The sequence below is a fragment of the Streptomyces sp. NPDC003035 genome, assembly GCF_042888285.1.
Classification (GTDB): domain Bacteria; phylum Actinomycetota; class Actinomycetes; order Streptomycetales; family Streptomycetaceae; genus Streptomyces.
This window is the reverse complement of sequence record NZ_JBIAPJ010000007.1, coordinates 257,285-282,788: the sequence shown is the minus strand read 5'-3', so window position 1 is coordinate 282,788 and position 25,504 is coordinate 257,285. Positions and strand designations below refer to the sequence as shown.

Genomic DNA, 25,504 nt, shown 5'->3' with positions numbered 1-25,504 from the left:
CCGCAGCCGTCGTATTCCACCTCAGCACATATCACCACAGCAAAACCGTGAATCGATCTCCCCACCGGCGCGGAGTCGCTCTAGGCTCGTCGGTACTTGTTGCGCCGCACCCGAAGGGGAGCGCCGCCGGGCAAGGAGGGCCGCATGACCGTACGGCGAGTAATGGGCATCGAAACGGAGTACGGGATCTCCGTTCCGGGCCACCCGAACGCCAATGCCATGCTCACCTCGTCCCAGATCGTCAACGCCTACGCGGCGGCGATGCACCGGGCGCGCCGCGCCCGCTGGGATTTCGAGGAGGAGAACCCGCTGCGGGACGCCCGCGGCTTCGACCTCGCCCGTGAGGCCGCCGACTCCAGCCAGCTCACCGACGAGGACATCGGCCTGGCCAACGTGATCCTCACCAACGGAGCCCGGCTCTACGTCGACCACGCCCACCCGGAATACAGCGCCCCCGAGGTCACCAACCCCCGCGACGCCGTCCTGTGGGACAAGGCCGGCGAGCGGATCATGGCGGAAGCCGCGGAACGAGCCGCGCAGCTCCCCGGCGCCCAGCCCATCCACCTCTACAAGAACAACACCGACAACAAGGGTGCCTCTTACGGCACGCACGAGAACTACCTGATGAAGCGGGAGACCCCCTTCTCGGACATCGTGCGCCACCTGACGCCCTTCTTCGTCTCCCGCCAGGTCGTCACCGGCGCCGGCCGCGTCGGCGTCGGCCAGGACGGCCGTGAGCACGGCTTCCAGATCAGTCAGCGCGCCGACTACTTCGAGGTCGAGGTCGGCCTGGAGACCACGCTCAAGCGCCCGATCATCAACACCCGCGACGAGCCCCACGCGGACGCCGAGAAGTACCGCCGCCTCCACGTGATCATCGGCGACGCGAACCTCTCGGAGATCTCCACCTACCTCAAGCTGGGCACCACGGCGCTGGTCCTCTCGATGATCGAGGACTCCTTCATCAACGTGGACCTCGCCGTCGAGCAGCCCGTCCGTACGCTCCACGAGGTGTCCCACGACCCGACACTGCGGCACCTCGTCACGCTGCGCAGCGGCCGGACACTCACCGCGGTCCAGCTCCAGATGGAGTACTTCGAGCTGGCCAGGAAGTACGTGGAGGAGCGCTTCGGCGCCGACGCGGACGACCAGACCAAGGACGTCCTGATCCGCTGGGAGGACACCCTCAACCGGCTCGAGAACGATCCGATGAGCCTGGCCGGCGAACTGGACTGGATCGCCAAGCGGGAGCTCATGGAGGGTTACCGGCAGCGCGACAACCTGGAGTGGGACGCGCCCCGGCTGCACCTCGTGGACCTGCAGTACGCCGATGTACGCCCCGAGAAGGGCCTGTACAACCGTCTGGCGGCCCGTGGGCGCATGAAGCGCCTCCTGGACGAGGCAGAGGTCGAAAGGGCCGAGACAAAGCCTCCTGAGGACACCAGGGCCTATTTCCGAGGCCGCTGCCTTGAGCAGTACGCCGACGACGTGGCGGCCGCCTCCTGGGACTCGGTGATCTTCGACCTCCCGGGCCGCGACTCCCTCCAGCGGGTCCCGACCCTGGAGCCGCTGCGGGGCACCAGGAACCACGTCAAGGAGCTGCTGGACCGCTGCCGCACGGCCGAGGAGCTGGTGCGCGTGCTGTCCGGGAATTGATCTGCGGCCGATGTACGGCTGAAATGCCCGGGCACTGGGAATCATGGGACTAGTGCCCGGACGTTGTACCAAACTGCGGGGCCGATGTCAGACCTGGCTTGTAGGGTCTGATCTTGAGAGACCCAACCGAGCGGGCCGATTCGAGCGGGGTGAGGGATATGGCGACCAAGGACACCGGCGGCGGACAGCAGAAGGCGACGCGTTCCACGGAGGAGGTCGAGGAGACGACCGCGGAGGAGACCTCCGACCTCAAGGAACGCCAGGAGAAGCTGAGCGACGACGTCGACTCCGTGCTGGACGAGATCGACGACGTGCTTGAGGAGAACGCCGAGGACTTCGTGCGTTCCTTCGTGCAAAAGGGTGGCCAGTAGGGCCGCACGCCTTCGGATCGAAGGCCGGGGCGGGCCAGGCGGGGTGACCCAGGCGGTTGCCGGACGGTGCGGGCAGAGCTGCTCGCGCCGTCCGGTCGCGCGCGATGGCCGGGAAACCGTGCGGCCGGCTGCCCTCGAAGTCCATGTGGATCACCGTCACAAGACGGGTAGGGTCCGTGGCGTACTGTGCTTCAACTGCGATACGGCCATCGGCTTGTTGGGAGACGATCCCGACCGTTCGTCGGGCCATTTCATATCTGGAGGGACACGCGTGGAAGCCAACACTCGTAGCACCGGGCGTCTACCAGCTGCCTTCCTGACGCCGGGATCGTCCTCGTTCATGGACTTCCTCTCCGACCACTCGCCGGGGATGCTGCCGGGCAACCGGAAGCTGCCCGAGGGGGTCGTCGAGGCGCCGCACGGCACCACCATCGTCGCCGCGACCTTCCCCGGCGGCGTGGTGCTCGCCGGCGACCGGCGGGCGACCATGGGCAACATGATCGCGCAGCGCGACATCGAGAAGGTGTTCCCGGCCGACGAGTTCTCGGCCGTGGGCATCGCCGGCACCGCCGGTCTCGCCGTGGAGATGGTGAAGCTGTTCCAGCTGGAGCTGGAGCACTTCGAGAAGGTCGAGGGGACGACCCTCTCCCTGGAGGGCAAGGCGAACCGCCTGTCCACCATGATCCGCGGCAACCTGGGCATGGCCATGCAGGGCCTCGCCGTCGTGCCGCTCTTCGCCGGCTGGGACGAGGGCAAGGAGAAGGGCCGGATCTTCTCCTACGACGTGACCGGCGGCCGCTCCGAGGAGCACGGCTTCGCCGCGACCGGCTCCGGTTCGATCTTCGCCCGGGGTTCCATGAAGAAGCTGTACCGCCCGGATCTGACGGAGGAGCAGGCGACGACGCTGGTCGTGCAGGCGCTGTACGACGCCGCCGACGACGACTCGGCCACCGGCGGCCCGGACCTGTACCGCAACATCTTCCCCATCGTCACCGTCATCACCGACGAGGGCTTCCGCAGGCTCACCGAGGAGGAGTCCTCGGTGGTCGCCCGCTCGGTCACCGATCGGCGCCTGGAGCAGCCCGACGGTCCGCGCGCTGCCCTGCTCTGATCACTCGTCGTCCGAAGAATCCCAGAAGAAAGGGACGGGTAGCCGGTGTCGACTCCGTTCTACGTCTCCCCCCAGCAGGCCATGGCCGACCGGGCGGAGTACGCCCGCAAGGGCATCGCCCGCGGCCGCAGTCTGGTCGTCCTTCAGTACACCGACGGCATCGTCTTCGTCGGTGAGAACCCGTCCCGCGCGCTGCACAAGTTCAGCGAGATCTACGACCGGATCGGTTTTGCCGCGGCGGGTAAGTACAACGAGTACGAGAACCTGCGGATCGGCGGTGTGCGCTACGCCGACCTGCGGGGCTACACCTACGACCGGGACGACGTGACGGCCCGGGGCCTCGCGAACGTGTACGCGCAGACGCTGGGCACGATCTTCTCGAGCGCGGGGGAGAAGCCGTACGAGGTGGAGCTGGTCGTCGCCGAGGTCGGCGCGGAGCCCGAGGGCGACCAGATCTACCGTCTGCCGCACGACGGCTCGATCGTGGACGAGCACGGCTCGGTCGCCGTGGGCGGCAACGCGGAACAGATCAGCAGCTTCCTCGACCAGCGGCACCGTGACGGCATGTCGCTCGCCGAGGCGCTGAAGCTCGCCGTGCAGGCGCTGTCGCGGGACACCAACGGCAGCGAGCGGGAGATCCCCGCGGAGCGGCTCGAGGTGGCGGTCCTCGACCGTACGCGTCCGCAGCAGCGCAAGTTCAAGCGGATCGTCGGGCGTCAGCTGGTGCGTCTGCTGGAGGCGGACAACGCGGCGATCGCCAGGACGGACGAGCCGTCGGACGAGATCCCGGAGGACACGGAGGAGTAGTTCCCCCCTCGCGTACTCGACGGCCCCGGCCCGCTTCGGCGGGCCGGGGCTTCGTCGTGCTCAGGCCGGTGCCGGGCCGGAGGAGCCGCGGGGCATGAGGGTGACCGGGAGATCGCCGGGTTCGGGGGCCTCGCCCGCCAGGACGGTGAGGAGGGCGGCCATGCCGCGCTCCCCGATGCGTTCGGCGGGGAGGCGGACGGTGGTGAGTTCCGGTTCGACGGCGGTGGCGAGGGCCAGGTCGTCGAAGCCGGTGACGGAGACGTCCTCGGGGACGCGCAGACCGAGGCGGCGTACCGCCTTGCAGGCGCCGGCGGCGAGGATGTCGTCGTCGCAGACGAGGGCGGTGGGCCGTGGGCCGGGGCCGGTGAGGGCGCGCTCGGCGACGGCGCGGGCGCCGTCCACGTCGAGGGGCGCGCGCAGGGTGCGGACGGAGACCTCGCGCAGCGACTCGGCGAGGGCGGCCGCGCGTACGTCGAAGGTCCAGGACGGCACGGCCGAGGCGAGATGGACGAAGCGGCGGTGGCCGAGCGCCAGGAGGTGCCCGGTGACCTGGCGCATCCCGTCCGCGATGTCGAGGTTGACGTGGGCGGCCGCGCCGCTGTCGGACGGGTCGCTGTCGAGCATGACCAGCGGCAGGTCGGTGCCGCGGAAGGCCGCGAGGGCGTCCGCGGCCATGGAGGAGGCAATGACGCCGTCGAGTGCGGCGCGGGCGGAGGCGAAGGGGTCCTTCGCGGGGCCGACTCCGTCGGGGGACGGGTAGAGGACCACGCCGAATCCGTGCCGGGCGGCGACGGTGGCGGCGCCCGTGTAGACGCGGGCGAAGAACTCGTTGGTGAGGGCGGGGACGACGAGGAGCGCGGTCCTGGTGTGTCCGAGGCGGAGGTTGCGGGCGGCGAGATTCGGCCGATATCCGAGGCCGCGGGCGGCCTCGCGTACGGCCTCGACGGTGCGTGCGGAGACACGCCCGCGCCATTTGTCGCCGAGCACGAGGGAGACCGTGGCCTGGGACACTCCGGCGGCCCTGGCGACGTCCCGGCTGGTGGGCCGCGCTGCGCTGGGGGGTTCCGGGGTCTGCACTCGTTGCCTCCGCGAGGGATGGTTGCCGGCCGCGGGGTGGACCCGCGGGATCCCGCCATGGTACGTATGACGCCGCAAGTTATACGTAAAACCTCGGACCGGGTACCGGGGGAGAGGAGATGGACATGGCCACCGAGGCCAAGGAGAGCGGCGGCTATCTCGACATCCTCAGGGCGCCGCACGCCCTGCGACTGCTCACCGGCACCCTCGTCGGCCGGCTCCCGAACGGCACGGGACCCATCGCCATCGTGCTCTTCGTCCGCTCGGAGGGCGGCAGCTACAGCCTGGCCGGCGGGCTCACCGCCGCGTACGGGATCGCCACCGCCGTCGGCCAGCCCCTGCTGGGCCGGGCCGTCGACCTCAAGGGGCAGCCGCGCGTCCAGTTGCCCGCCGCGATCGTCTCCGCCCTCGGCATGATCGTCCTGGCCGTGGCCGGAATCAGCCCCCTCGTCCTCGCCTATGCGGCGGTCGTCGTCGCCGGGCTCTTCACGCCGCCCCTCGAAGGCGGACTGCGCGCCCTGTGGCCGAGCGTGCTCGGCCGCGAGGACCGGGTCCACCGGGCCTACGCCCTGGACGCCGTCGCCCAGGAAGTCATGTTCACCGTCGGACCGTTGCTGGTGACCCTCCTGGTCGCCCTCTGGTCGCCGGCCGCCGCGCTCCTCGTCATCAACCTCCTCGGCGTCCTCGGCGCGCTCTCCGTCGTCCTGTCCGAGCCCTCGCGCGCGTGGCGCTCAGCACCCCGAGAGGCCCACTGGCTCGGCGCCCTGCGCTCGCCCGGCCTGCTCGCCCTGCTCGGCTCGTTCTTCTTCGTCGGGCTCGCCCTCGGCTCCATCACCGTCGCGGGCCTCGCCTACGCCGACGACCGGGGCAACGAAGCGGCCTACGGCTGGCTGATGGCCGCGCTCGGCCTCGGCGCGCTCATCGGCGGTGTCCTCTACGGTGCCCGGCGCTGGGCGGGCGCGCCCGAGCGGCGGCTGCGGGTCATCATCGGGCTGCTCGCCCTCGGCTATCTGCCGCTCATGCTCACGCCGGGTGTCGTGCCGATGGCGGCCCTCGCCGCGCTCTCCGGCGTCTTCCTCGCCCCCGCCCTCGCCTGCGGCTTCATCGTCGTCGACCGGCACGCGCCGGCCGGCACCGTCACCGAGGCCTTCTCCTGGCTCGTCACCACCTTCGGTGTGGGGGCGGCCCTCGGCTCGGCCGTCGCGGGACCGGCCGTCGAACTCGCCGGGACCACCGCGGGCTTCGCCGTGGCCGGAGCCGGCGGCTTCGTGGCCCTGCTCGTGCTTCTGGCCACCGGACGGGTCCTCACGGTTTCCGGCCGGAGCGTGCGACACGCCGTCAGCGGTACCGCCCGGAGCACCGGACACGCCGAAAGGAACACGCACCCATCGGAAAATGATCGAAACGGGGCTGTCGAACCCGGTTTCAGCTCAGGCCATCAGGCGTAATGTTCAGACATGGACCGCCGCATTTTCGGGCTGGAGAACGAGTACGGCGTCACGTGCACGTTCAGGGGACAGCGCCGACTGTCACCTGACGAAGTGGCGCGCTACCTCTTCCGCCGTGTCGTGTCATGGGGCCGCAGCAGCAATGTCTTCCTGCGGAACGGCGCCCGCCTGTACCTCGACGTGGGTTCGCATCCGGAATACGCAACTCCCGAATGCGACAACGTGACCGAACTGGTCACGCACGACAAGGCGGGCGAACGCATTCTCGAGGGCCTGCTCGTCGACGCCGAACGCCGCCTGCACGAGGAGGGAATCGCCGGCGACGTCTATCTCTTCAAGAACAACACCGACTCGGCGGGAAACTCCTACGGCTGCCACGAGAACTATCTCGTCGCCCGCCACGGAGAGTTCTCCCGGCTCGCGGACATCCTCATTCCCTTCCTCGTCACCCGACAGCTCATCTGCGGCGCCGGAAAGGTGCTCCAGACCCCGCGCGGGGCGGTCTTCTGCGTCTCCCAGCGGGCCGAGCACATCTGGGAGGGCGTCAGCTCCGCGACGACCCGCTCCCGGCCGATCATCAACACCCGTGACGAGCCGCACGCGGACGCCGAGCGCTACCGCCGGCTGCACGTCATCGTCGGCGACTCGAACATGTCCGAGACGACCATGCTGCTCAAGGTCGGCGCCACCGACCTCGTGCTCCGCATGATCGAGGCGGGCACGGTGATGCGCGACCTGACCCTGGAGAACCCGATCCGGGCCATCCGGGAGGTCAGCCACGACATCACCGGCCAGCGCAAGGTCCGGCTCGCCAGCGGCCGCGAGGCCTCCGCCCTGGAGGTCCAGCGCGAGTACTACGAGAAGGCCGCCGACTTCGTCGACCGCCGCGGCATCCGTACGGGCACGGTCGCCCAGGTCCTGGAGCTGTGGGGCCGCACGCTGGACGCCATCGAGGCCGAGGACCTCGACCGGATCGGCACCGAGATCGACTGGGTCATGAAGTACAAGCTCATCGAGCGGTACCGGGCGAAGAACAACATGACCATGTCGCATCCCCGGGTCGCCCAGATAGACCTCGCGTACCACGACATCCACCGCCGTCGCGGGCTCTACTACCTCCTGGAGAGGAAGGGCCAGGCGGCCCGGATCTGCAACGACCTGAAGATCTTCGAGGGCAAGTCGGTGCCCCCGCAGACCACCAGGGCGCGGCTGCGCGGCGACTTCATCCGCCGCGCGCAGGAGCAGCGGCGGGACTTCACCGTCGACTGGGTCCATCTCAAGCTCAACGACCAGGCGCAGCGCACCGTGTTGTGCAAGGACCCGTTCCGGTCGGTCGACGACCGGGTGGAAAAGCTGATCGCCGGAATGTAGGACATCGTCGTACGAAGTGCCAGGGCCCCGTGCGTGTGACGTGCGGGGCCCTTGGCCTGTCCGGGCGGTCCCCTAGAGTATCGGGCAACTACTGTGCCGTCTGAGATCTGAGGAACACGTGCGCCGACTTGCCGGCCTACTGGTCGTCCCGCTGCTGCTGCTCTCGACAGCGGCCTGCGGCAGCGATGACAAGGGCTCCGATTCCGCCTCGATGAAGAACGGGCTGCCCGCCATCACCGCGGGTGAGAAGTTCGGGGAGAAGCCCACGCTCGCGAAGGGCGAGGGCGAACCGCCCAAGGACCTCAAGGTCAATGTGATCAGCGCGGGCGACGGCGCGGTCACGAAGAAGGGTGACGCCCTCCAGGTGAACTACCTGGGCCAGGCCTGGGACTCGGACACCCCCTTCGACAACAGCTTCGACCGCGGGCAGCCGTTCGAGCTGACCCTGGGCGCCGGCCAGGTCATCAAGGGCTGGGACCAGGGCCTGGAGGGCCAGAAGGTCGGCAGCCGTATCGAGATCGGCATCCCGCCGGAGCTCGGTTACGGGGCCCAGGGGCAGGGTGACATCAAGCCCAACGCCACCCTCGTCTTCGTCGTGGACATCCTGAAGGCCACCACGGTCCCGAAGTCCGCGGCGGGCACCGAGGTCGCCCAGGAGAACAAGGACCTGCCGAAGGTCGGTACGAACACCGACGGCAAGGCCCCCTCGGTGACGGTTCCGAAGGTCGACCCGCCGACCAAGCTCGTCTCCAACTACGTGCTGGAGTCCAAGGGCGAGGTCGTCAAGGCCACCGACACGGTCGTCGTGAACTACGTCGCCTCCCTGTGGAAGGACGGCAAGGTCTTCGACTCGACGTACGCGCAGGGCAAGACCGCGAACTTCCCGCTGGCGCAGCTGACGCTGAAGGGCCTGAAGGACGGCATCACCGGCAAGAAGGTCGGCAGCCGCGTCCTGATCGTCGCCCCGCCGGCCGAGGCGTTCGGGGACAAGGAGCAGCAGGGGATTCCGAAGAACTCCACGCTGGTCTTCGCCATCGACATCCTGGCGAAGATGTAAGACTGTCCAGGTCGCGCAGTTCATCGTTTGCGCGGTTCATCCGTTTGAGGAGCACACTGCAGTGAGCATCGAGAAGCCCGAGGTCGACTTCCCGGGCGGCGAGCCGCCGGCCGACCTGGAGATCAAGGACATCTGGGAGGGCGACGGCGAGATCGCCGAAGCCGGCGACTTCGTCAAGGTCCACTACGTGGGTGTCGCCTTCTCCACGGGTGAGGAGTTCGACGCCTCCTGGAACCGCGGCAACCCGCTGGACTTCCAGCTCGGTGTCGGCCAGGTCATCCAGGGCTGGGACAAGGGCGTGCAGGGTATGAAGGTCGGCGGCCGCCGCCAGCTGGTCATCCCCGCGAAGCTCGCGTACGGAGACCGTGGCGCGGGCAGCGCCATCGCGCCGGGCGAGAGCCTGATCTTCGTCTGCGACCTGGTGGCCGTCGCCAAGCGCTGACCGCTTCTGGTCCATGGAGGGCCCATACCGATCCCCGGACCTGGTCCGGGGGGCTCGGTGTGGGCCCTCGGCTTTTGCCGCGACACCCCGGGGCGGTACGGTCGGATGTCCGAGAAGTCAATCCGGCAGAAGAGGTGCAGGGCGTCGATGGCGATTGCCAAGGCCGAGCGGCTGATGAACCTGGCGCTGTGTCTGCTCGGAACCCGCCGCCCGCTGAGCAAGCGTGAGCTCCGCGGCTCCATCGAGGCCTATCTCGAGGCCGGAGCCGATGACGCCTTCAACCGGATGTTCGAGCGCGACAAGGACGATCTGCGCGAGCTCGGGCTGGTCATCGAGACGGTCGAGAACCTCGAGGGCGAGATCGGGTATCTGGCCCGCCGCGACTCCAACCGCCTCCCGCCGATCACGCTCGACGCCGAGGAGGCCGCCGCGCTGGGCCTCGCCGCGAAGGTGTGGCAGCAGGCCCGCCTCGCCGGAGCGGCCAGCGGCGCCCTGCAGAAGCTGCGCGCCGCCGGGATGCCCGAGGCCGAGGACTCGTACGACGCCCAGCACAGCGCGCTCGAGCCCCGCATCCCCGTCCACGAGACGGCCTTCGAGCCGCTGATGCTGGCCTGCCGTGACCGGCGCCCCGTCGTCTTCGAGTACCGCAAGGCGACGGCCGCCCGTCCGGAGACCCGCCAGGTGGAGCCGTGGACCCTGGAGTGCTGGCGCGGCCACTGGTACCTGGCCGGCTGGGACCGCGACCGCGGTGCCGAGCGCGTCTTCCGGCTCTCCCGCATCACCGGCAAGGTCCGCTCGCGGGCCGGCGCCTTCACCGCGCCGGTGCCCGACGTCGTGACCGTCCGCGAGACCGTCGAGAGCTGGGCGGGCGAGACCGCGACCCGCTCCGCCCGGATCCGGCTGCGCGCCGGCTGCGGCTATCCGCTGCGGGCTCGCGCCCAGTCCGTGACCGAGGGTACGGACGGCTGGGACGAGCTGGAGATTCCGTACGGGCACGGTCTGGACGCCTGGCTCGTGGAGTTCGGCCCCGATGTCGTCGTACTGGAGCCCGCGGATCTGCGGGCCGATGTGGTGGACCGGCTGCGCGCCGTGGCCAAGGGCTGAAGGGGAGACGTACAGCATGGCTGCGAACGCGATCGATCAGACGAGGCGGATGCTCTCCCTCGTCACCTACCTCCGGGAACGGCCCGGTGCACATGTCGCCGACGTCGCCCGCGCCTTCGGGATCACCGAGGACGAGCTGATCTCCGACCTCGATGTGCTGCCCATGTGCGGGACGAGCTTCCGCGGTGGCGATCTGCTCGACATCGACACCGACGGCGACCGGATCTGGTGGCGCAACCCGGGCGCCCTCGGCGCGGAAGCCGCCGAGCCGCTGCGGCTCGCCGCCGACGAGGCGACGGCCCTGCTGGTGGCGGCGCGGGCGGTGGCCACGCTGCCCGGTCTGCGGGAGAGCGATCGTGAGGCACTGCTGCGTGCCACCGCCAAGCTGGAGGCGGCGGCCGGTGAGGCCGCTGGGGCCAGTTCCCGGCTGTCGGTCACCTTCGAGTCCGAGGGCGGAGTCTTCGCCGAGGTGGACCGGGCGATCTCGGAGCGCCGGCGGCTGTGGGTGCGCTATTACTCGCCCGCTCGCGACGAGCTGACCGAGCGCGAGGTGGATCCGATCCGGCTCTTCGCCGTCGGCCACACATACATGGAGGCGTGGTGCCGGCTCTCCGAGGCGCGCCGTACCTTCCGGCTCGACCGCGTCGCCGAGATCCGGATCCTGGACGAGCAGTCCGCCCCGCCCGAGATCGAGCTGCGCGACCTCTCGGAGGGGCTGGTCCAGCCGTCCGTCGAGGACCCGGAGGTCGTCGTCGAGGTGGGACCGGGCGGCCGCTGGGTGGCGGAGTACTACCCGCACGACCGGGCCGACGAGCTGCCGGACGGGGGACTGCGCATCACGCTGCGGACGCCGGCCCCCGCCTCGCTGCGGCGCCTCGCGCTGCGGCTGGGCAGCGACGGGCGGATCGTCTCCCCCCAGGACCTCGCCGACAGTGCCCGCGAGGCGGCGACGGCGGCCCTCGCCGCCTACGACGGCCAGGAGTGACGCAGGGGGAATGTGACATTCCCCGCCGCGTCGACGCTGTTGCCTGTGGAGTCGTTGGATTCGCGAGAGCGCGGGAACCGAGAGGGATGAGGGATATGTCCGTGATGCACGGAATGACGGCGTCGATCGCACCGGTCCTCTTCAAGGCGGCCTGCCCCGACTGCCGCGCCCGCTTCGAACTCTCCGCGGGTTCCCTGCGCCTCGCGATCGGCGCCAGCCGCCGTACCACCTTCTACTCCTTCACCTGTCCCGAGTGCGGCAGCGCGGTCCGCAAGCCCGCCGGTGAACGGATCGTCGAGCTCCTCACCGGCGGCGGCGTCCGTACCCTGCGCCTGCACTCCACCGTCTGACGTTCCGCCGTCCGACGTCCCGACAGCCTGCCCCGGGCCGCACAGCGTCTAGGCTCGGAACATGTTCTGGCCCATGCTCGCCATCGCTCTCGGATTCCTCGGTATCGCCGTCCTCGGCGTCCTCGGCATCAAGGTCTTCGTCGAGGCCCAGCGGCTCGGCCGCCAGGTGGCCCGGACCACCGAGCGCATCAACCGCGCCGCCGAAGACCTGGAAAACGCCGCCGGCCGGCTCGCCCGAACCGGCGAAGCACTGCGCTGAGCACGTGCCGTACGCTGCACAGGACGGCCCCGATGGGGTGCGCGGGCCGCAATCGCGAGTATGCACAGGCATTGCCCTGCGTTTACTCCTGCGGGTTACGATCGCAGACAGCGCGGTGGCCGGACGCATGTCCGACCCGCCGGGCACGCACACCATGTCGCCTCGGTGAAGAAGGTAAACAGCTATGGGTAGGCTCGGCCCCACCGAGATCATTCTCATCCTCGTCGTCATCATCCTGCTGTTCGGCGCCAAGAAGCTGCCCGACATGGCCCGTTCGCTGGGCAAGTCCGCCCGCATCCTCAAGAGCGAGGCCAAGGCGATGAAGTCGGACGACCAGCAGAGCGCCGCCCCCGCCGAGCCGCCGACCCCCGGCGCTCCGGACCAGGCCGCCCCGCGCACCATCCAGGCCGCGCCCGGCGACGTGACCAGCTCGCGTCCCGTCACCGAGCCCTCGGACACCACCAAGCGCTGACCCGGTCCGCCGCGGCCGCCGCACCGAGCGGCGGCCGGCCGCACGAGATGAGGACGTGGGTTGCTCAAGTCTGCCCGCAAGCAGGAGAAGGATCCCGAGGGCCGGATGCCCCTCGTGGAACACCTGCGTGAACTTCGCAACCGCATGGCGAAGGGCCTGCTGGCCATCGCCGCGGTCACTGTCGTGGCCCTCGTGTACAGCGAGGAGCTCATGCAGTTCCTGACGAAGTCGGTGCCCAAGTGCGGGCCCGGCGTCACCAGCGACGGTGGAAACTGCGCGATCGTCTCCTTCAACACGCTGATCGCCCCCTTCAGCACGACGATCCAGGTCAGCCTCGTGACCGGCCTCGTCGTCGCGAGCCCGATCTGGCTGTACCAGCTGTGGGCCTTCATCGCGCCCGGCCTGCACAAGAGCGAGAAGAAGTACACCTACGCCTTCGTCGGCGCCGCGGTCCCGCTGTTCACCGCCGGTGCCTACCTCGCGTATCTCATCCTCCCCATCAGCGTGAAGGTCCTCATCAGCCTCACGCCCGGTGGATCGGCGAACATCCTCTCCCTCGGTGACGTCCTCGACTTCACCCTGCGCATGGTGCTCGTCTTCGGCCTCGCCTTCGAGCTTCCGCTCGTCCTCGTGATGCTGAACCTCACCGGAGTCCTCACCGGCCGCCGCATGGCCGGCTGGTGGCGTGGCGTGATCATGGGCGTCTTCGTGTTCGGCGCCATCATCACCCCGACCACCGACCCCGTCGGCATGATCGCCCTCGCGGGGCCGATCACCATCCTGTACTTCGGTGCCGTCGGCTTCTCGCTCGTCAACGACCGCCGCCGGGCCCGTAAGAACCCCGACGCCGAACTCGACGACGACGAGGCGTCCGCCCTCGACCTCACTCCCGAGACCGTCGGATCCGTCGAACCCGTCAGCGCCACCCGCGCCCTGCCCGAGCAGGCCGGCGGCGAGGCCGACGGCGGCAGGTCGCTGCGGCCCAGCGGTTACGACGACATCACCTGATCTTGTAGGGTCCTCCCCCCAGAGTCCGTCCGGGGGGACACCCATGACCAGCGAGATCACCCTCTTCGTCAACCCCACCGCGGGACGCGGCCGGGGCGCGCACGCCGCGCAGCCGGCCGCCCGCGCACTGAGGGACGCCGGATTCTCGGTCCGTACGGTCCTCGGCGCCGACGCCGACGATGCCCTGCGGCGCGCCCGCGAGGCCGTCGCCGGGGGAACCGGCGCGCTCGTCGCGGTCGGTGGTGACGGCATGGTCTCGCTCGCCCTCCAGGCCCTCGCCGGCACCCGTACGCCGCTCGGCGTGGTCGCCGTCGGGACCGGAAACGACTTCGCCCGCACCCTCGGCCTGCCCGTACGCGAGCCGGCGGCCGCCGGCCGGCTCGCCGCCGAAATCCTCAAGGGCGGCGGCGGGCGGGACATCGACCTCGGCAGGGTCGGCGACCGCTGGTTCGGGACCGTCCTCGCCTCCGGCTTCGACTCCCGGGTCAACGACCGCGGCAACCGCATGAGGCTGCCCGTCGGACGCTTCAGGTACGACCTCGCCATGATCGCCGAGCTCGCCGCCTTCCGGCCCGTGCCGTACCGCCTCACCCTCGACGACTCCACCGAGCGACAGGTCGAGGCCACGCTCGTCGCCGTCGGGAACGGCAGCTCGTACGGGGGTGGCATGCGCATCTGCGCCGGGGCGCGCATCGACGACGGCCTCTTCGACGTGACCGTCGTCGGCGACTGCTCCCGTACGACCCTGATCAAGGTCTTCCCCCGGGTCTACCGCGGCACCCACCTCGACCACCCCAAGGTCACCTTGCACCGCGTCCGGGCCCTCACCCTCGACGCCCCCGGCATCACCGGCTACGCCGACGGCGAGCCCCTGGGACCGCTGCCGCTGACCGCCACGTGCGTACCGGGTGCGCTGCGCGTCCTGGCCCCCGAGGACCACGCATCCGGGCGGAGATGAGGCGGTCATTAAAGATCGCGTCAGTGTCAGAGGTGGCGGGTAGGCTCGACAGTAAGATGACAGAGGACCTCACACCAGCCGAAGCGTACGCAGCTGCTCGGGCCCGGAACGCCGAGCAGGCCACGGCGCTGGCCCCCTTCCGCGAGATGTACGAGTTCGGTCTGGATCCCTTCCAGATCGAGGCCTGCCAGGCCCTCGAGGCGGGCAAAGGCGTGCTCGTCGCCGCCCCCACGGGCTCGGGCAAGACCATCGTCGGCGAATTCGCCGTCCACCTCGCCCTGCTCCAAGGGCGCAAGTGCTTCTACACGACGCCCATCAAGGCGTTGTCGAACCAGAAGTACGCCGACCTGGTCAAGCGGTACGGACCGGGCAAGGTCGGCCTCCTCACCGGCGACAACAGCATCAACGGCGATGCCCCGATCATCGTCATGACCACCGAAGTCCTCCGCAACATGCTGTACGCGGGGTCGCAGGCCCTCAGCGGCCTCGGCTATGTGGTCATGGACGAGGTCCACTACCTCTCGGACCGCTTCCGCGGCGCCGTCTGGGAGGAAGTGATCATCCACCTCCCCGAGTCCGTCACCCTCGTCTCGCTCTCCGCGACCGTCTCCAACGCGGAGGAGTTCGGCGACTGGCTCGACACGGTGCGCGGCGACACCGAGGTCATCGTGTCCGAGAGCCGTCCCGTGCCGCTCTGGCAGCACGTCCTTGCCGGACGCCGGATGTACGACCTCTTCGAGGAGGAGACCGACCACGGCGGCCGCGCCGCCTCCCGCCGCGAGGTCAACCCCGATCTGATGCGGCTCGCCCGCACCGAGAACACCCGCACGTACAACCCGCGGGAGCGACGGCGCGGCAAGATGGTCCGCGAGGCGGACCGCGAGCGCGAGCGCCGCCAGCGCTCCCGTATCTGGACGCCCGGCCGGCCCGAGGTCATCGAGCGTCTCGACGCCGAGGGGCTGCTGCCCGCCATCACCTTCATCTTCAGCCGGGCCGCCTGCGAGGCCGCCGTCCAGCAGTGTCTGTACGCCGGGCTGCGGCTCAACGACGACGACGCACGGGAGCGGGTCCGCGAGATCGTCGAGGAGCGCACCGCCTCCATCCCCACCGAGGACCTCCACGTCCTCGGGTACTACGAGTGGCTGGAAGCCCTGGAGCGCGGCATCGCCGCCCACCACGCCGGCATGCTCCCCACCTTCAAGGAAGTCGTCGAGGAGCTCTTCGTACGCGGACTGGTCAAGGCCGTCTTCGCCACGGAGACCCTCGCGTTGGGCATCAACATGCCCGCCCGGTCCGTGGTCCTGGAGAAGCTCGTCAAGTGGAACGGCGAGCAGCACGCCGACATCACGCCCGGCGAGTACACCCAGCTCACCGGACGCGCGGGGCGCCGTGGCATCGACGTCGAGGGCCATGCCGTGGTCCTCTGGCAGCGCGGGCTCGACCCGGGTCACCTCGCCGGGCTCGCGGGCACGCGCACGTATCCGCTGCGCTCCAGCTTCAAGCCCTCGTACAACATGGCCGTCAACCTGGTCGACCAGTTCGGGCGCCATCGCTCCCGCGAGCTGCTCGAGACCTCCTTCGCGCAGTTCCAGGCCGACCGGTCCGTCGTCGGCATCTCCCGCCAGGTCCAGAAGAACGAAGAGGGCCTCGAGGGCTACAAGGCGGGCATGACCTGCCACCTCGGCGACTTCGAGGAGTACGCGCGGCTGCGCCGCGACCTCAAGGACCGCGAGACCGAACTGGCCAAGCAGGGCGCCGCGCAGCGCCGCGTCCAGGCCGCCGCCTCCCTGGAGAAGCTCAAGCCCGGCGACGTCATCCACGTCCCCACGGGCAAGTTCGCCGGACTCGCCCTCGTCCTCGACCCCGGTATCCCCGCCGGGCGGACCAACGGCCACCGCGGCTTCGAGCACCACGACGGGCCCCGCCCGCTCGTGCTCACCGCCGAACGGCAGGTCAAGCGGCTCGCGTCGATCGACTTCCCGATCCCGGTCGAGGCCATGGAGCGTATGAGGATCCCCAAGTCCTTCAACCCGCGCTCCCCGCAGTCCCGGCGGGACCTCGCCTCCGCCCTGCGCACCAAGGCCGGACACATCAACCCCGAGCGGCACCGCAGGGATCGTTCGCCGGCCGCGGACGACCGCGAGATCGCCCGGCTGCGCACGGCGCTCCGCGCCCACCCCTGTCACGGGTGCGACGAGCGCGAGGACCACGCCCGCTGGGCCGAGCGTTATCACCGGCTGCAGCGTGACACCCGGCAGTTGGAGCGGCGTATCGAAGGCCGCACCAACACCATCGCGCGCACCTTCGACCGGATCGTCGCGCTCCTCACCGAGCTCGACTACCTACGGGGCGACGACGTCACGGACAACGGCAAGCGGCTCGCCCGGCTCTACGGCGAACTCGACCTGCTGGCCAGCGAATGCCTGCGCGAAGGTGTCTGGGAGGGCCTGAACCCGGCCGAACTCGCCGCCTGCGTCTCGGCGTTGGTGTACGAGGCGCGGCAGGCGGACGACGCCGTGGCGCCGAAGCTCCCCACCGGAAAGGCGAAGGCCGCCCTGGGTGAGATGGTGCGCATCTGGGGTCGACTCGACGCGCTGGAGGAGGAGTTCAGGATCCATCAGGCGGAGGGCGTCGGCCAGCGCGAACCCGACCTCGGCTTTGCCTGGGCCGCTCACCAGTGGGCATCCGACAGGGGACTCGACGAGGTCCTGCGCGAGGCCGAGATGCCCGCCGGCGACTTCGTCCGCTGGTGCAAGCAGGTCATCGACGTCCTCGGACAGATCGCCGCCGCCGCGCCCAAGGAGAACAGCACGGTCGCCAAGAACGCGCGCAAGGCGGTGGATTCGCTGCTGAGGGGCGTCGTCGCCTACAGCTCGGTGACCTGACCTGACCTGACCTGACCTGACCTGCCGGTTGATCCGAGCCGTCTCCTGAACGCGCCTGCCGGGGCCCGTGGTCGATGCCACGGGCCCTTGGCGTGCCCGCCCGTCTTCGTCCCTGTTGTCCACAGGTCGTTGTCCACAGGGGTGGCGGACTGTCGGACCTCTCCGATTCCATGGAGTCACACACAGGGCAGTACCGCTGGGAGGGGACGCACGTGACCACGCAAACCGGTCCGGCCGCGGTCGAGGAGACCGCCGGCGGACACACGATCGTGCCGGGGCCACGAGGCGTACCGCTGCTCGGAAACCTGCCGGAATTCGGCAAGGACCCGCTCGCCTTCTTCGAGCGGCTGCGCGCACGCGGCGACTTCGTCAGCTGGCGATTCGGGCCGGGTCCCGCCCTCTTCATCGCCCACCCCGACACCATCGGCGAACTTCTCACCGAGGTCGAGCGCACCTTCGACCAGCCCGACCTCGGTATCGCCTTCCGCACGCTGCTCGGCAACGGAGTCGTCGTCGCCAAGGGCGCCGACTGGCGCCGCAAGCGCTCCCTCGTCCAGCCCTCCGTCCGGCCGAAGCAGGTACGGTCCTACGCCGCCACCATGGCCGAGTGCGCCACCGACCTCGCCGACCGGTGGAGCGACGGACAGCGCATCGACGTCAAGAAGGAGATGGCAACCCTCACCCAACTCATCGCCGTCCGGACGATCTTCGGCGTCGACACCGCGGCCGACGCCGACGCCATCGGCCGCGCCATGGACGTCGCCCAGAAGGAGATAGGCGCCGAGTTCAGCGGCATCGGTGCCCTGCTGCCCGACTGGGTACCCACCCCGGGACGCGCACGCATCAAGCGCGCCACGGCCGTCATCGACGCGGAGGTCTCCCGGGTCGTCGCCCGCCACCGCGAGGGCGACACCGAACGCCCCGATCTGCTCAGCAGGCTCCTCGCCGCCCAGGACGAGACCGGGGCCCACCTCTCCGACCAGGAGATCCGCGACGAGACCGTCACCCTCTACATCGGCGGGCACGAGACCACCAGCTCCACCCTCGTCTGGGCGTGGCACCTGCTCTCCCGCAACCCCCGGGTGCGCGAGGCGCTCACCGAAGAACTCGACCGCGTTCTTGGCGACCACGAGCCCGGCTTCGACGACTACGCCCGACTGACCTACACCCAGGCCGTCGTGAAGGAGACCCTGCGGCTCTACCCGACCATCTGGCTCCTCACCGGCATCGCCAAGGAGGGCGCGACCCTCGGCGGCATACCGATCCCGGCCGGGACGCGGGTGTGGAGCAGCCAGTGGGTCACCCACCGGGACGGCCGTTGGTTCGCCGACCCAGAGGAGTTCCGGCCCGAGCGCTGGGGCACGGCGGAGGGCGAGAACGCCGAGGAGATACCCGAGTACGCCTGGTTCCCGTTCGGCGGCGGGCCGCGCGTCTGCCTGGGAACACGGTTCGCCATGGTCGAGGCCGTCCTCGTCCTCGCCGTCCTCGCCCGCCGGTTCCGTCTCGACCTCGACCCGGGGGAGATACGTCCCGTACCGAGCCTGACGCTCCAGCCGGACCGGGAGGTCCATGCCACGGTCCGAACGCGCCGGTGAGGAATGATCGCGGTATGAAGATCACGGCACGGGGGCTCAACCGCTCGACGCTGGCCCGGCAATTGCTGCTGCGGCGCGAGAAGCTCGGCGCCGCAGAGGCGGTACAGCGGGTCGTGGCGCTGCAGGCCCAGCAAGCCGCTTCGCCGTACCTCGCGCTGTGGAACAGGACCGTCGCCTTCGACCCGGCCGACCTCGACGACGCCTTCGCCCTCGGGACGGTCGTCAAGTCGACACTCATGCGGATCACCCTGCATGCCGTGCACGCGGACGACTACCGGCCGTTCCGGGAGGCGGTGCATCCGCTGTTGAGGGCCGGGAGGCTCGGCAGCCGTTTCACGGCGTCGGGTCTGACCGCGGCGGACGCCGACGCGCTCGTCCCGGAGCTGCTGGCGTTCGCCGACCGGCCCCGGACGAACGCGGAGTACGAGGCATGGCTCGAGCAACGGGTGGGCGCCGCACCGAAGTCGGGGGCATGGTGGGGGCTGCGGCACTACACGCCGCTGCTGCACGCGCCCACCACGCCACCGTGGTCGTTCGGGGAACGTCCCGCGTACGTCGCACCGCCCGACCCTCCGGCGCCGCCGGAGCCGGAGGTGTCCGACGCCGCCCTGCGCACGCTGGTCCTACGCTATCTCCAAGGGTTCGGGCCGGCGTCGGTGGCGGACGTGGCGCAGTTCGGGCTGGTCCAGCGGGCCCGGGTCAGGAAGGCCCTGGGCGCGCTGACCGACCGGCTCGAGCGGTGCGAGGGGCCGGACGGTGAGGAGCTCTTCGACGTGCCGGGCGGACCGCGACCGGACGAGGACGCGCCCGCCCCGCCGCGGCTGATGGCCATGTGGGACAGCACCCTGCTGGCCTACGCCGACCGGGGCCGGGTCATACCGCCCGACTACCGCGCACTCGTCATCCGCCGGAACGGAGACGTGCTGCCGACCCTGCTGGTCGACGGATACGTCGCCGGCGTGTGGCGCCCGACCGAAGGAGGGATCGAGGCGACCGCGTTCCACGAACTGCCGGACGAGGTGTGGGAGGGACTCGCTGAGGAGGCCCGCGCGCTGGTGGCCTTCCTCTCCGACCGCGAACCGGCGGTGTACCGCCGCTACGGCCACTGGTGGAGCAAGCTGCCGAACGCCGGGACCCGGCTGCTGCCCGGGGCGTGAGAGGGCTACGGGGCGGGGGCGCTCAGGCGGGTTGCCAGGTCGCGCAGGTCCTCCGCGTGCAGGACCCGGTCGTCGAAGCCCGGGAGGGGGACGTGGAGCGGATCCGTCCAGCGGGCGGGGATGGCGGAGTCGCCGTACACCGCGCCGGCGAGGGTGCCGGTGACCGCGGCCACGGTGTCCGTGTCGCCGCCCAGGTCGATCGCCGCGCAGACGGCCTGCTCGAACGAGTCCGTCGTACGCAGGGCCCAGACCGCGGAGCCCAGGCAGGGCCAGACCGCGCCGTTGAACTCGGTGGCCTCGTCCGGGTGCCAGCCGGGGGAGAGGACCCTCGACCAGCGCTCACGGTGGGGTGCGGCGACGGCGGCGAGGGCGGTGGGCAGGGCCGCGAGCGGATCGTCGCCGAGCAGGGCGACCCGGACGAGGTCATGGAGGACGGCCGTACCCTCCCACGCCGCGCCGTCGCCGTGGGTGAGGGCCGCGATGCGGCGGGCGGCCGCCATGGTGGCCTCGCGCCCGGCCCCCGCGAAGTAGACCGCCGATGTGGACGCGCGCATCAGGGAACCGTTGCCCGCCGCGCGGCCGTTGACCTGGAAGTGGAGGGCGGCTGCCCTGTCCCACGGGTCGCCGCTCGTCAGGACGTCCTCGGTCTGCAGGCCGATGTCCTTCGGGTCCGACACCGCCCAGCGGCGGAACCGGTCGAAGACGTCCGGCAGGTGCAGGCCGCCCCGGTCGAGGAGCGACTCCCCGACCAGAACGGCCATCTGCGTGTCATCGGTGGCCTCGCCCGGGTCCCAGCCGCCGCCCCCGCACATCACGCCGACGCCGTCGGGAGAGTGTTCCCGGAAGACGCCCGGCAGCCCGAACTCGAAGGGCGCGCCCAGCGCGTCGCCCACGGCGGAGCCGAGCACGGCGCCGACGGCACGGTCGATCATTCGCATCACGACAGCCTAGGAGGCGCCTCGCGCACCACGACAGCCACCTCACGCCGGCACGGGCACCGGCTTCTTCACCGCCCGTAGTCCCAGGAAGACGAGCAGTCCGAGCGGGGACAGCAGGATCGTCAGGATCAGCAGCGGGCCCATCAACAGCGGCGAGAGGCCCAGCCTGCGCGCCTCCCGGTACATCCACTGGCCGAGCAGCAGGTCCCAGGCGATGACCTGCGCCCAGACCGCCCCGGCGCCGTTCGCCAGCGCCATGAGCTCGCGGAACGTGTCGATGTCGGGGCTGCTGACCGCCGCCCACAGCTCGGGGAGGACGGGGATCGCCAGTGCGAGGTAGACCGCCAGGATCGGTATGACGGTCAGCGGCGAGGCCGCGAGCCGCTCCGTCCACCGCCATCCCGGCGCGAAGATCATCAGCAGCCAGACGGGCGCCGCGAGGAAGAAACTGAGCTCGAAGAGGAAGCCGGTCATGCGGTGAACTCCTTGTCGGCGAACGGGGTTTCGGTGCCAGCCGAGGCGGAAGTCGAGGCGGGGCTCGAGGACGGAGCCGGGGCGCGCAGGGCCGCCCATGTCGCCGCCGCGCCGAGGAGCGCGGTCGCGCCGGCAGCGGCGAGCGTCGTGCCGTCGGGGTCCAGCAGCGCCTGACCGCGCAACGCCTGCCAGGTGGTGAGGGCGAACACCGCCGCGTACGTCCCGGAGGCCACGAGCGTCAGCCGCAGTCGCACCCGCTCGTCACGCAGCCGGGCGAACCTCGGGGCGAGGGCGACCAGCGCGAGCAGCAGGAGCGGAATCACCTGCAGGGCGTGCATGCCGAAAAAGTGGGCGATGCGCAGATCGCCGCCGGTGGTGGCCCAGCCCGTCACGGGCATGGACGGTCCGCCGTCGGGCACGCCGACGCTGTGCGCGCCGACGATCCCCGCGTCGACGCCGGCCGCGCGCTGTGCGGGGGTGGGCCGGACCATCAGGAAGCCGACGGCGGCTCCCGCGAGGGCGATCAGTGAGCCGAGGCGTACCGACCAGGCGGTGGCGCGGTCCAGGATCTTCGCGCGCAGCAGCAGGACCGCGATGACCAGGGCGGCCAGCCACAGGACGACGACCGTGATGCCCATCGCCTGGAAGAGGGCGCTGTCGAAGGGGGTCTCGTTGTTGAAATGGCTCTGCCTGCCGCGGACCACCTGAGTGGTGATCAGCACCATCTCCACGGCGCTCGCCGCGGCCAGTACGGTGCCCGCCCACCAGCCGACGCGCCGGCCGCGGGGCAGCAGGGTGAGCATCCAGGCGAGCGTCATGCAGTACGCGACGAACGAGACGGCGAACTTGAACGGCTTCGTCCAGATCGGTACGCCGACCAGCATCCGGTCGTCGAAGAGCAGGCCGCCGACCGAGACCAGGGCGAGTAACGCCATGGAGGCGGAGAACCAGACCAGCGGGCGATGCAGGTCACGGACCCGCGGAAACGTTGAGGACATGGGTACCCCCGTGGAATCATGGATAGTGGCACTCACCGCTATCTGATAGCCCCACTATCTATGATGGAGAGGTCGGTCGGCAAGGCCGAGGCAGGATCGGGAAGGTGAACGCAGAGTGCGCATCGGAGAGTTGAGCCGCAGGACCGGGGTGTCCGTGCCGACGATCAAGTACTACGTACGGGAGGGGCTGCTGCCGGCCGGGCGGCTGACGAGCCCGAACCAGGCCTCGTACGACGAGACGCACGAGCGGCGCCTTCGCTTGATCCGGGCGCTGCTGGATGTCGGGGGGCTCTCGGTCGCGGCGATCGGCGAGGTGATTGCGGCGGTCGAGGACCCGGACGGGTCGGTGCACAAGATGCTCGGCACGGCTGCGAAGCGGGTGGTGCCTCGGTACACCGAGGAGCCGGGGGAGGGGGTCGTCGACGCGCGGAAGGCGGTGGCGGAGCTGATCGCTCGGCGCGGGTGGCAGGTGCACGCGGACAATCCGGCCGCGGAGGCGCTCGCGGTGGCCCTGGCGGCGCTGGACGCGGTGGGGCACGGCGGCTTCGTCGAGGTGCTCGACGCGTACGCGGGTGCGGCGGAGCAGGTGGCGCGGGCGGACCTGGAGTACGTGGCGCGGAACGTGGAGCGCGAGGACCTGGTGGAGAGCGTGGTGGTGGGGACGGTGCTGGGCGACGCGATGTTCGGTGCGCTACGGAGGTTGGCGCACGTGGACGCGTCGGGGCGGGTCTTCGGCACGGGGGAGTGACCTCGCGCGCCGGGGTGGAGCCGCCTCGCGGGGCGGTGCCCCTCAGTGCCCCCGAGGGGGGGTGTCCCTCGGGGGCCCCCAGGCACTCTGCCCCTCAGTGCCCCGCGGGGCAGTGCCTCACTGCTCCCGCAGAGCGGCTCCGCCCCGGGGGTCCCACGCAGCGCCCCTCAGTTCTCCTGCTCGCGCTCCACCTGCTCGTTCCAGTCGCGCTTGATCGCGCGCCACGCCTCGTCCGACTTGCCCAGGCGCCAGTAGCCCGAGATCGACAGGCGCTCGCGCGGTACCCCCCGCTCCAGGCGCAGATGGCGGCGGAGGTCCTTCACGAAGCCCGCCTCGCCGTGGACGAAGGCGTGGACGTCGCCCGCGGGGAAGTCCAGGCCCTTCACCGCGTCCAGCAGGGCCGCGCCCGTCGGGCGGTCGCCCCGGTGGAGCCAGGTCACCTCGACGCCCGCGGCCGTCGCGAACTTCTGCTCCTCCGTCGCGTCCGCGACCTCCAGGAACGCGTGCACCGTCGTGCCCTCCGGCAGTCGCTCCAGCGCCACCGCGATCGCCGGCAGCGCGCTCTCGTCGCCCACCAGCAGGTGCCAGTCCGCCGCCGGGTCCGGCGCGTAACCGCCACCCGGGCCGAGCAGGTACATCGTGTCGCCCGCCTGGGCCCGCGCCGCCCACGGCCCCGCCAGGCCCTCGTCGCCGTGGACCACGAAGTCGACGGTCAGCTCGCGGTGGTCGGCGTCCCAGTCCCGCACCGTGTACGTCCGCGTGGTGGGCCACTGCTCGCGCGGGAACTCCTCGCGGATCCGGTCCATGTCGAACGGCTCCGGGTAGCTGACGCCCTCCGGCGCGAAGAGCAGTTTCACGTAGTGGTCGGTGTACTCGCCCAGCTCGAACGCGTCGAGGCCGTCCCCGCCCAGCACCACCCGCACCATGTGCGGCGTGATCCGCTCCGTGTGCAACACCCGCGCCTGGTGGGCCTTCGGTGCCTTGCGCGCCGGCTGCTCTGCCACGACGGTCTCCCCTGACTCTACGAACTTAGGTATGCCTAAGCTAGCATCCCGGCGAACTCAGAGCCCAGAGCCCAGGCCCAGAGCCAAGGCCCAGAGCCCAGAACGCCTCAGCGCTCCAGCACCAGCAGCAGTCGGCCGACCGCCCCGCTCAGGCCCCACCGCGTCACCAGCTCCAGCAGGGCCTCCCGGTCCCGCGGCCCGCTCGGCAGGGCCGGATCGAAGTGCGGCAGCGGTACGTCCCCGGCGACCCGGACGACCTTCGGGGCCACGTCCAGATACTCCGCCGCCTCCACGATCCCGCGCCGCTTGGCCGGGGTCAGCTTCGAGGTCCGGTCCACGGCGGCCGCGCGGACGCCCGCCAGATCGCCGTACTCCGTGATCAGCTGCGCGGCCGTCTTCTCGCCGATGCCCTTCACCCCGGGCAGCCCGTCGCTGGCGTCACCGCGCAGGGCGGCGAAGTCGGCGTACTGGTCGGCCCGCACCCCGTACTTCGTACGGATCAGCTCGCCGTCGACCAGATCGCAGTCGCCGACGCCCTTGCGCGGGTACAGCACCCGCACGCCGCGCTCGTCGTCCACCAGCTGGAAGAGGTCCCGGTCGCCCGTGACGATGTCGACCGGCCCCTTCGCCTGCCCGGCCAGCGTGCCGATGACGTCGTCCGCCTCGTAGCCCGCCACACCGACCCGGGCGATGCCGAGGGCGTCCAGGACGGCCTCGATCACCGGCACCTGCGGGGCGAGCGTGTCGGGCACCTCCTCCTCGTCCGGCCCGGTCTCGGTCTCCACGGCGACCCGGTGAGCCTTGTACGAGGGGATCAGGTCCACCCGCCACTGGGGCCGCCAGTCGGCGTCCATGCAGGCGACGAGGTCGTCGGGGTGGTGGTCCTGGACGAGCCGGGTGATGAAGTCGAGCAGTCCGCGCACGGCGTTCACCGGCGTGCCGTCGGGGGCGCGGACCGAGTCCGGCACACCGAAGTACGCGCGGAAGTAGAGGGAGGCGGTGTCGAGGAGCATCAGGCGTCGCGTCACACCCCGATCATGCCGCACACCACCGACAGCGGTCCCGCGGCTCGGTTCCAGCGGCCTCCAGCGGCTCCAGCGGCCTCCAGTGACCCCTGTCACCTTTCGGTTTGCGCCGTGGAGCCGGGGGCAGGTGCGCGCCCGGAGCGGACCCGGTACGGAATTCAACAAAGAATCCCCGTACGTCACGGGAGTCGCGGGCCGAAACCG

At 70.7% G+C, this 25,504-nt stretch carries 25 protein-coding genes and 1 pseudogene; 20 read left to right on the top strand and 6 right to left on the bottom strand.

Annotated elements, in window-relative coordinates; all coding sequences use genetic code 11:
• The first annotated feature begins 144 nt into the window (after window positions 1-144).
• From dop to prcA, 5 genes and pseudogenes are all read left to right on the top strand, one after another.
• Window positions 145-1,656, top strand: coding sequence for a depupylase/deamidase Dop (gene dop / locus ACFYV5_RS23810; protein WP_355112002.1), 1,512 nt, complete (start codon window positions 145-147; stop codon window positions 1,654-1,656).
• Between the two features lie 158 nt (window positions 1,657-1,814).
• Window positions 1,815-2,027 carry a ubiquitin-like protein Pup gene (locus ACFYV5_RS23805; protein ID WP_215071186.1) on the top strand — a complete coding sequence of 71 codons (213 nt, stop codon included), beginning with the start codon at window positions 1,815-1,817 and terminating at the stop codon, window positions 2,025-2,027.
• Between the two features lie 136 nt (window positions 2,028-2,163).
• Window positions 2,164-2,347 (top strand): annotated as a pseudogene (locus tag ACFYV5_RS23800) (endonuclease domain-containing protein); the annotation flags it as partial.
• On the top strand, window positions 2,299-3,138 hold the full coding sequence (prcB, locus tag ACFYV5_RS23795; RefSeq protein WP_389171583.1) for a proteasome subunit beta: 840 nt from the start codon (window positions 2,299-2,301) through the stop codon (window positions 3,136-3,138). The pseudogene ACFYV5_RS23800 and the gene prcB, both read left to right, overlap by 49 nt.
• Before the next feature lie 45 nt (window positions 3,139-3,183).
• Complete coding sequence (gene prcA / locus ACFYV5_RS23790; RefSeq protein WP_355111998.1) at window positions 3,184-3,945, top strand: proteasome subunit alpha; 762 nt, start codon at window positions 3,184-3,186, stop codon at window positions 3,943-3,945.
• Between the two features lie 60 nt (window positions 3,946-4,005).
• Here the strand turns inward: prcA and ACFYV5_RS23785 are convergent, their stop codons facing one another.
• Window positions 4,006-5,022 (bottom strand): LacI family DNA-binding transcriptional regulator, encoded by a 1,017-nt coding sequence (locus tag ACFYV5_RS23785; protein ID WP_389171580.1) that lies wholly within the window; start codon window positions 5,020-5,022, stop codon window positions 4,006-4,008.
• Between the two features lie 125 nt (window positions 5,023-5,147).
• On the opposite strand from ACFYV5_RS23785, the gene ACFYV5_RS23780 reads away from it, so the two are divergent.
• From ACFYV5_RS23780 to ACFYV5_RS23715, 14 genes are all read left to right on the top strand, one after another.
• Window positions 5,148-6,470 (top strand): MFS transporter, encoded by a 1,323-nt coding sequence (locus ACFYV5_RS23780; RefSeq protein ID WP_389171577.1) that lies wholly within the window; start codon window positions 5,148-5,150, stop codon window positions 6,468-6,470.
• Between the two features lie 9 nt (window positions 6,471-6,479).
• Window positions 6,480-7,841, top strand: a complete 1,362-nt coding sequence (gene pafA, locus ACFYV5_RS23775) for a Pup--protein ligase (protein ID WP_355111993.1) — start codon at window positions 6,480-6,482, stop codon at window positions 7,839-7,841.
• 118 nt (window positions 7,842-7,959) lie between these two features.
• The gene (locus tag ACFYV5_RS23770) at window positions 7,960-8,898 is read left to right on the top strand and encodes an FKBP-type peptidyl-prolyl cis-trans isomerase (protein WP_389171574.1); all 939 of its coding nucleotides are present in this window, start codon (window positions 7,960-7,962) and stop codon (window positions 8,896-8,898) included.
• Window positions 8,899-8,959: 61 nt separating this feature from the next.
• Entirely contained in the window at window positions 8,960-9,340 is a 381-nt protein-coding gene (locus tag ACFYV5_RS23765; RefSeq protein WP_355111990.1) for an FKBP-type peptidyl-prolyl cis-trans isomerase, read from the top strand.
• A 147-nt stretch (window positions 9,341-9,487) separates the two neighbouring features.
• A complete protein-coding gene (locus ACFYV5_RS23760; RefSeq protein ID WP_389171571.1) occupies window positions 9,488-10,444 on the top strand; it encodes a helix-turn-helix transcriptional regulator in 957 nt (318 codons plus the stop codon).
• Window positions 10,445-10,460: 16 nt separating this feature from the next.
• Window positions 10,461-11,429 (top strand): WYL domain-containing protein, encoded by a 969-nt coding sequence (locus ACFYV5_RS23755; protein ID WP_355111986.1) that lies wholly within the window; start codon window positions 10,461-10,463, stop codon window positions 11,427-11,429.
• Between the two features lie 86 nt (window positions 11,430-11,515).
• Window positions 11,516-11,779, top strand: a complete 264-nt coding sequence (locus tag ACFYV5_RS23750; protein ID WP_355111984.1) for a hypothetical protein — start codon at window positions 11,516-11,518, stop codon at window positions 11,777-11,779.
• A gap of 61 nt (window positions 11,780-11,840) precedes the next feature.
• On the top strand, window positions 11,841-12,038 hold the full coding sequence (locus ACFYV5_RS23745) for a hypothetical protein (protein WP_355111982.1): 198 nt from the start codon (window positions 11,841-11,843) through the stop codon (window positions 12,036-12,038).
• Window positions 12,039-12,222: 184 nt separating this feature from the next.
• On the top strand, window positions 12,223-12,510 hold the full coding sequence (tatA, locus tag ACFYV5_RS23740; RefSeq protein ID WP_355111980.1) for a Sec-independent protein translocase subunit TatA: 288 nt from the start codon (window positions 12,223-12,225) through the stop codon (window positions 12,508-12,510).
• Between the two features lie 105 nt (window positions 12,511-12,615).
• On the top strand, window positions 12,616-13,518 hold the full coding sequence (gene tatC / locus ACFYV5_RS23735; RefSeq protein WP_355112085.1) for a twin-arginine translocase subunit TatC: 903 nt from the start codon (window positions 12,616-12,618) through the stop codon (window positions 13,516-13,518).
• A 43-nt stretch (window positions 13,519-13,561) separates the two neighbouring features.
• Window positions 13,562-14,476 carry a diacylglycerol kinase gene (locus tag ACFYV5_RS23730; protein WP_389171565.1) on the top strand — a complete coding sequence of 305 codons (915 nt, stop codon included), beginning with the start codon at window positions 13,562-13,564 and terminating at the stop codon, window positions 14,474-14,476.
• Window positions 14,477-14,532: 56 nt separating this feature from the next.
• On the top strand, window positions 14,533-17,361 hold the full coding sequence (locus ACFYV5_RS23725; protein WP_389171562.1) for a DEAD/DEAH box helicase: 2,829 nt from the start codon (window positions 14,533-14,535) through the stop codon (window positions 17,359-17,361).
• A gap of 212 nt (window positions 17,362-17,573) precedes the next feature.
• Entirely contained in the window at window positions 17,574-18,956 is a 1,383-nt protein-coding gene (locus ACFYV5_RS23720; RefSeq protein ID WP_389171559.1) for a cytochrome P450, read from the top strand.
• A gap of 14 nt (window positions 18,957-18,970) precedes the next feature.
• Window positions 18,971-20,113, top strand: a complete 1,143-nt coding sequence (locus ACFYV5_RS23715) for a winged helix DNA-binding domain-containing protein (protein WP_355111973.1) — start codon at window positions 18,971-18,973, stop codon at window positions 20,111-20,113.
• Window positions 20,114-20,118: 5 nt separating this feature from the next.
• Here ACFYV5_RS23715 and ACFYV5_RS23710 read toward each other — a convergent pair whose 3' ends face one another.
• The 3 genes from ACFYV5_RS23710 to ACFYV5_RS23700 are packed head-to-tail and all read right to left on the bottom strand — an operon-like array spanning window position 20,119 to window position 22,460.
• On the bottom strand, window positions 20,119-21,051 hold the full coding sequence (locus ACFYV5_RS23710; protein ID WP_389171555.1) for an ADP-ribosylglycohydrolase family protein: 933 nt from the start codon (window positions 21,049-21,051) through the stop codon (window positions 20,119-20,121).
• Between the two features lie 42 nt (window positions 21,052-21,093).
• Window positions 21,094-21,525: an ABA4-like family protein gene (locus ACFYV5_RS23705; protein WP_389171552.1), complete on the bottom strand. Its 432-nt coding sequence runs from the start codon at window positions 21,523-21,525 to the stop codon at window positions 21,094-21,096.
• Complete coding sequence (locus tag ACFYV5_RS23700) at window positions 21,522-22,460, bottom strand: hypothetical protein (protein WP_389171964.1); 939 nt, start codon at window positions 22,458-22,460, stop codon at window positions 21,522-21,524. Before ACFYV5_RS23700 ends, ACFYV5_RS23705 begins: the two co-directional genes overlap by 4 nt.
• A 178-nt stretch (window positions 22,461-22,638) precedes the next feature.
• Here ACFYV5_RS23700 and ACFYV5_RS23695 point away from each other — a divergent pair, with 178 nt between their 5' ends.
• A complete protein-coding gene (locus tag ACFYV5_RS23695) occupies window positions 22,639-23,271 on the top strand; it encodes a MerR family transcriptional regulator (RefSeq protein ID WP_355111967.1) in 633 nt (210 codons plus the stop codon).
• Between the two features lie 167 nt (window positions 23,272-23,438).
• On the opposite strand, the gene ACFYV5_RS23690 is transcribed toward ACFYV5_RS23695, so the two are convergent.
• Window positions 23,439-24,275 (bottom strand): siderophore-interacting protein, encoded by an 837-nt coding sequence (locus ACFYV5_RS23690; protein ID WP_389171549.1) that lies wholly within the window; start codon window positions 24,273-24,275, stop codon window positions 23,439-23,441.
• A 107-nt stretch (window positions 24,276-24,382) separates the two neighbouring features.
• Window positions 24,383-25,288: a 5'-3' exonuclease H3TH domain-containing protein gene (locus tag ACFYV5_RS23685; protein ID WP_389171960.1), complete on the bottom strand. Its 906-nt coding sequence runs from the start codon at window positions 25,286-25,288 to the stop codon at window positions 24,383-24,385.
• Window positions 25,289-25,504: the final 216 nt, after the last annotated feature.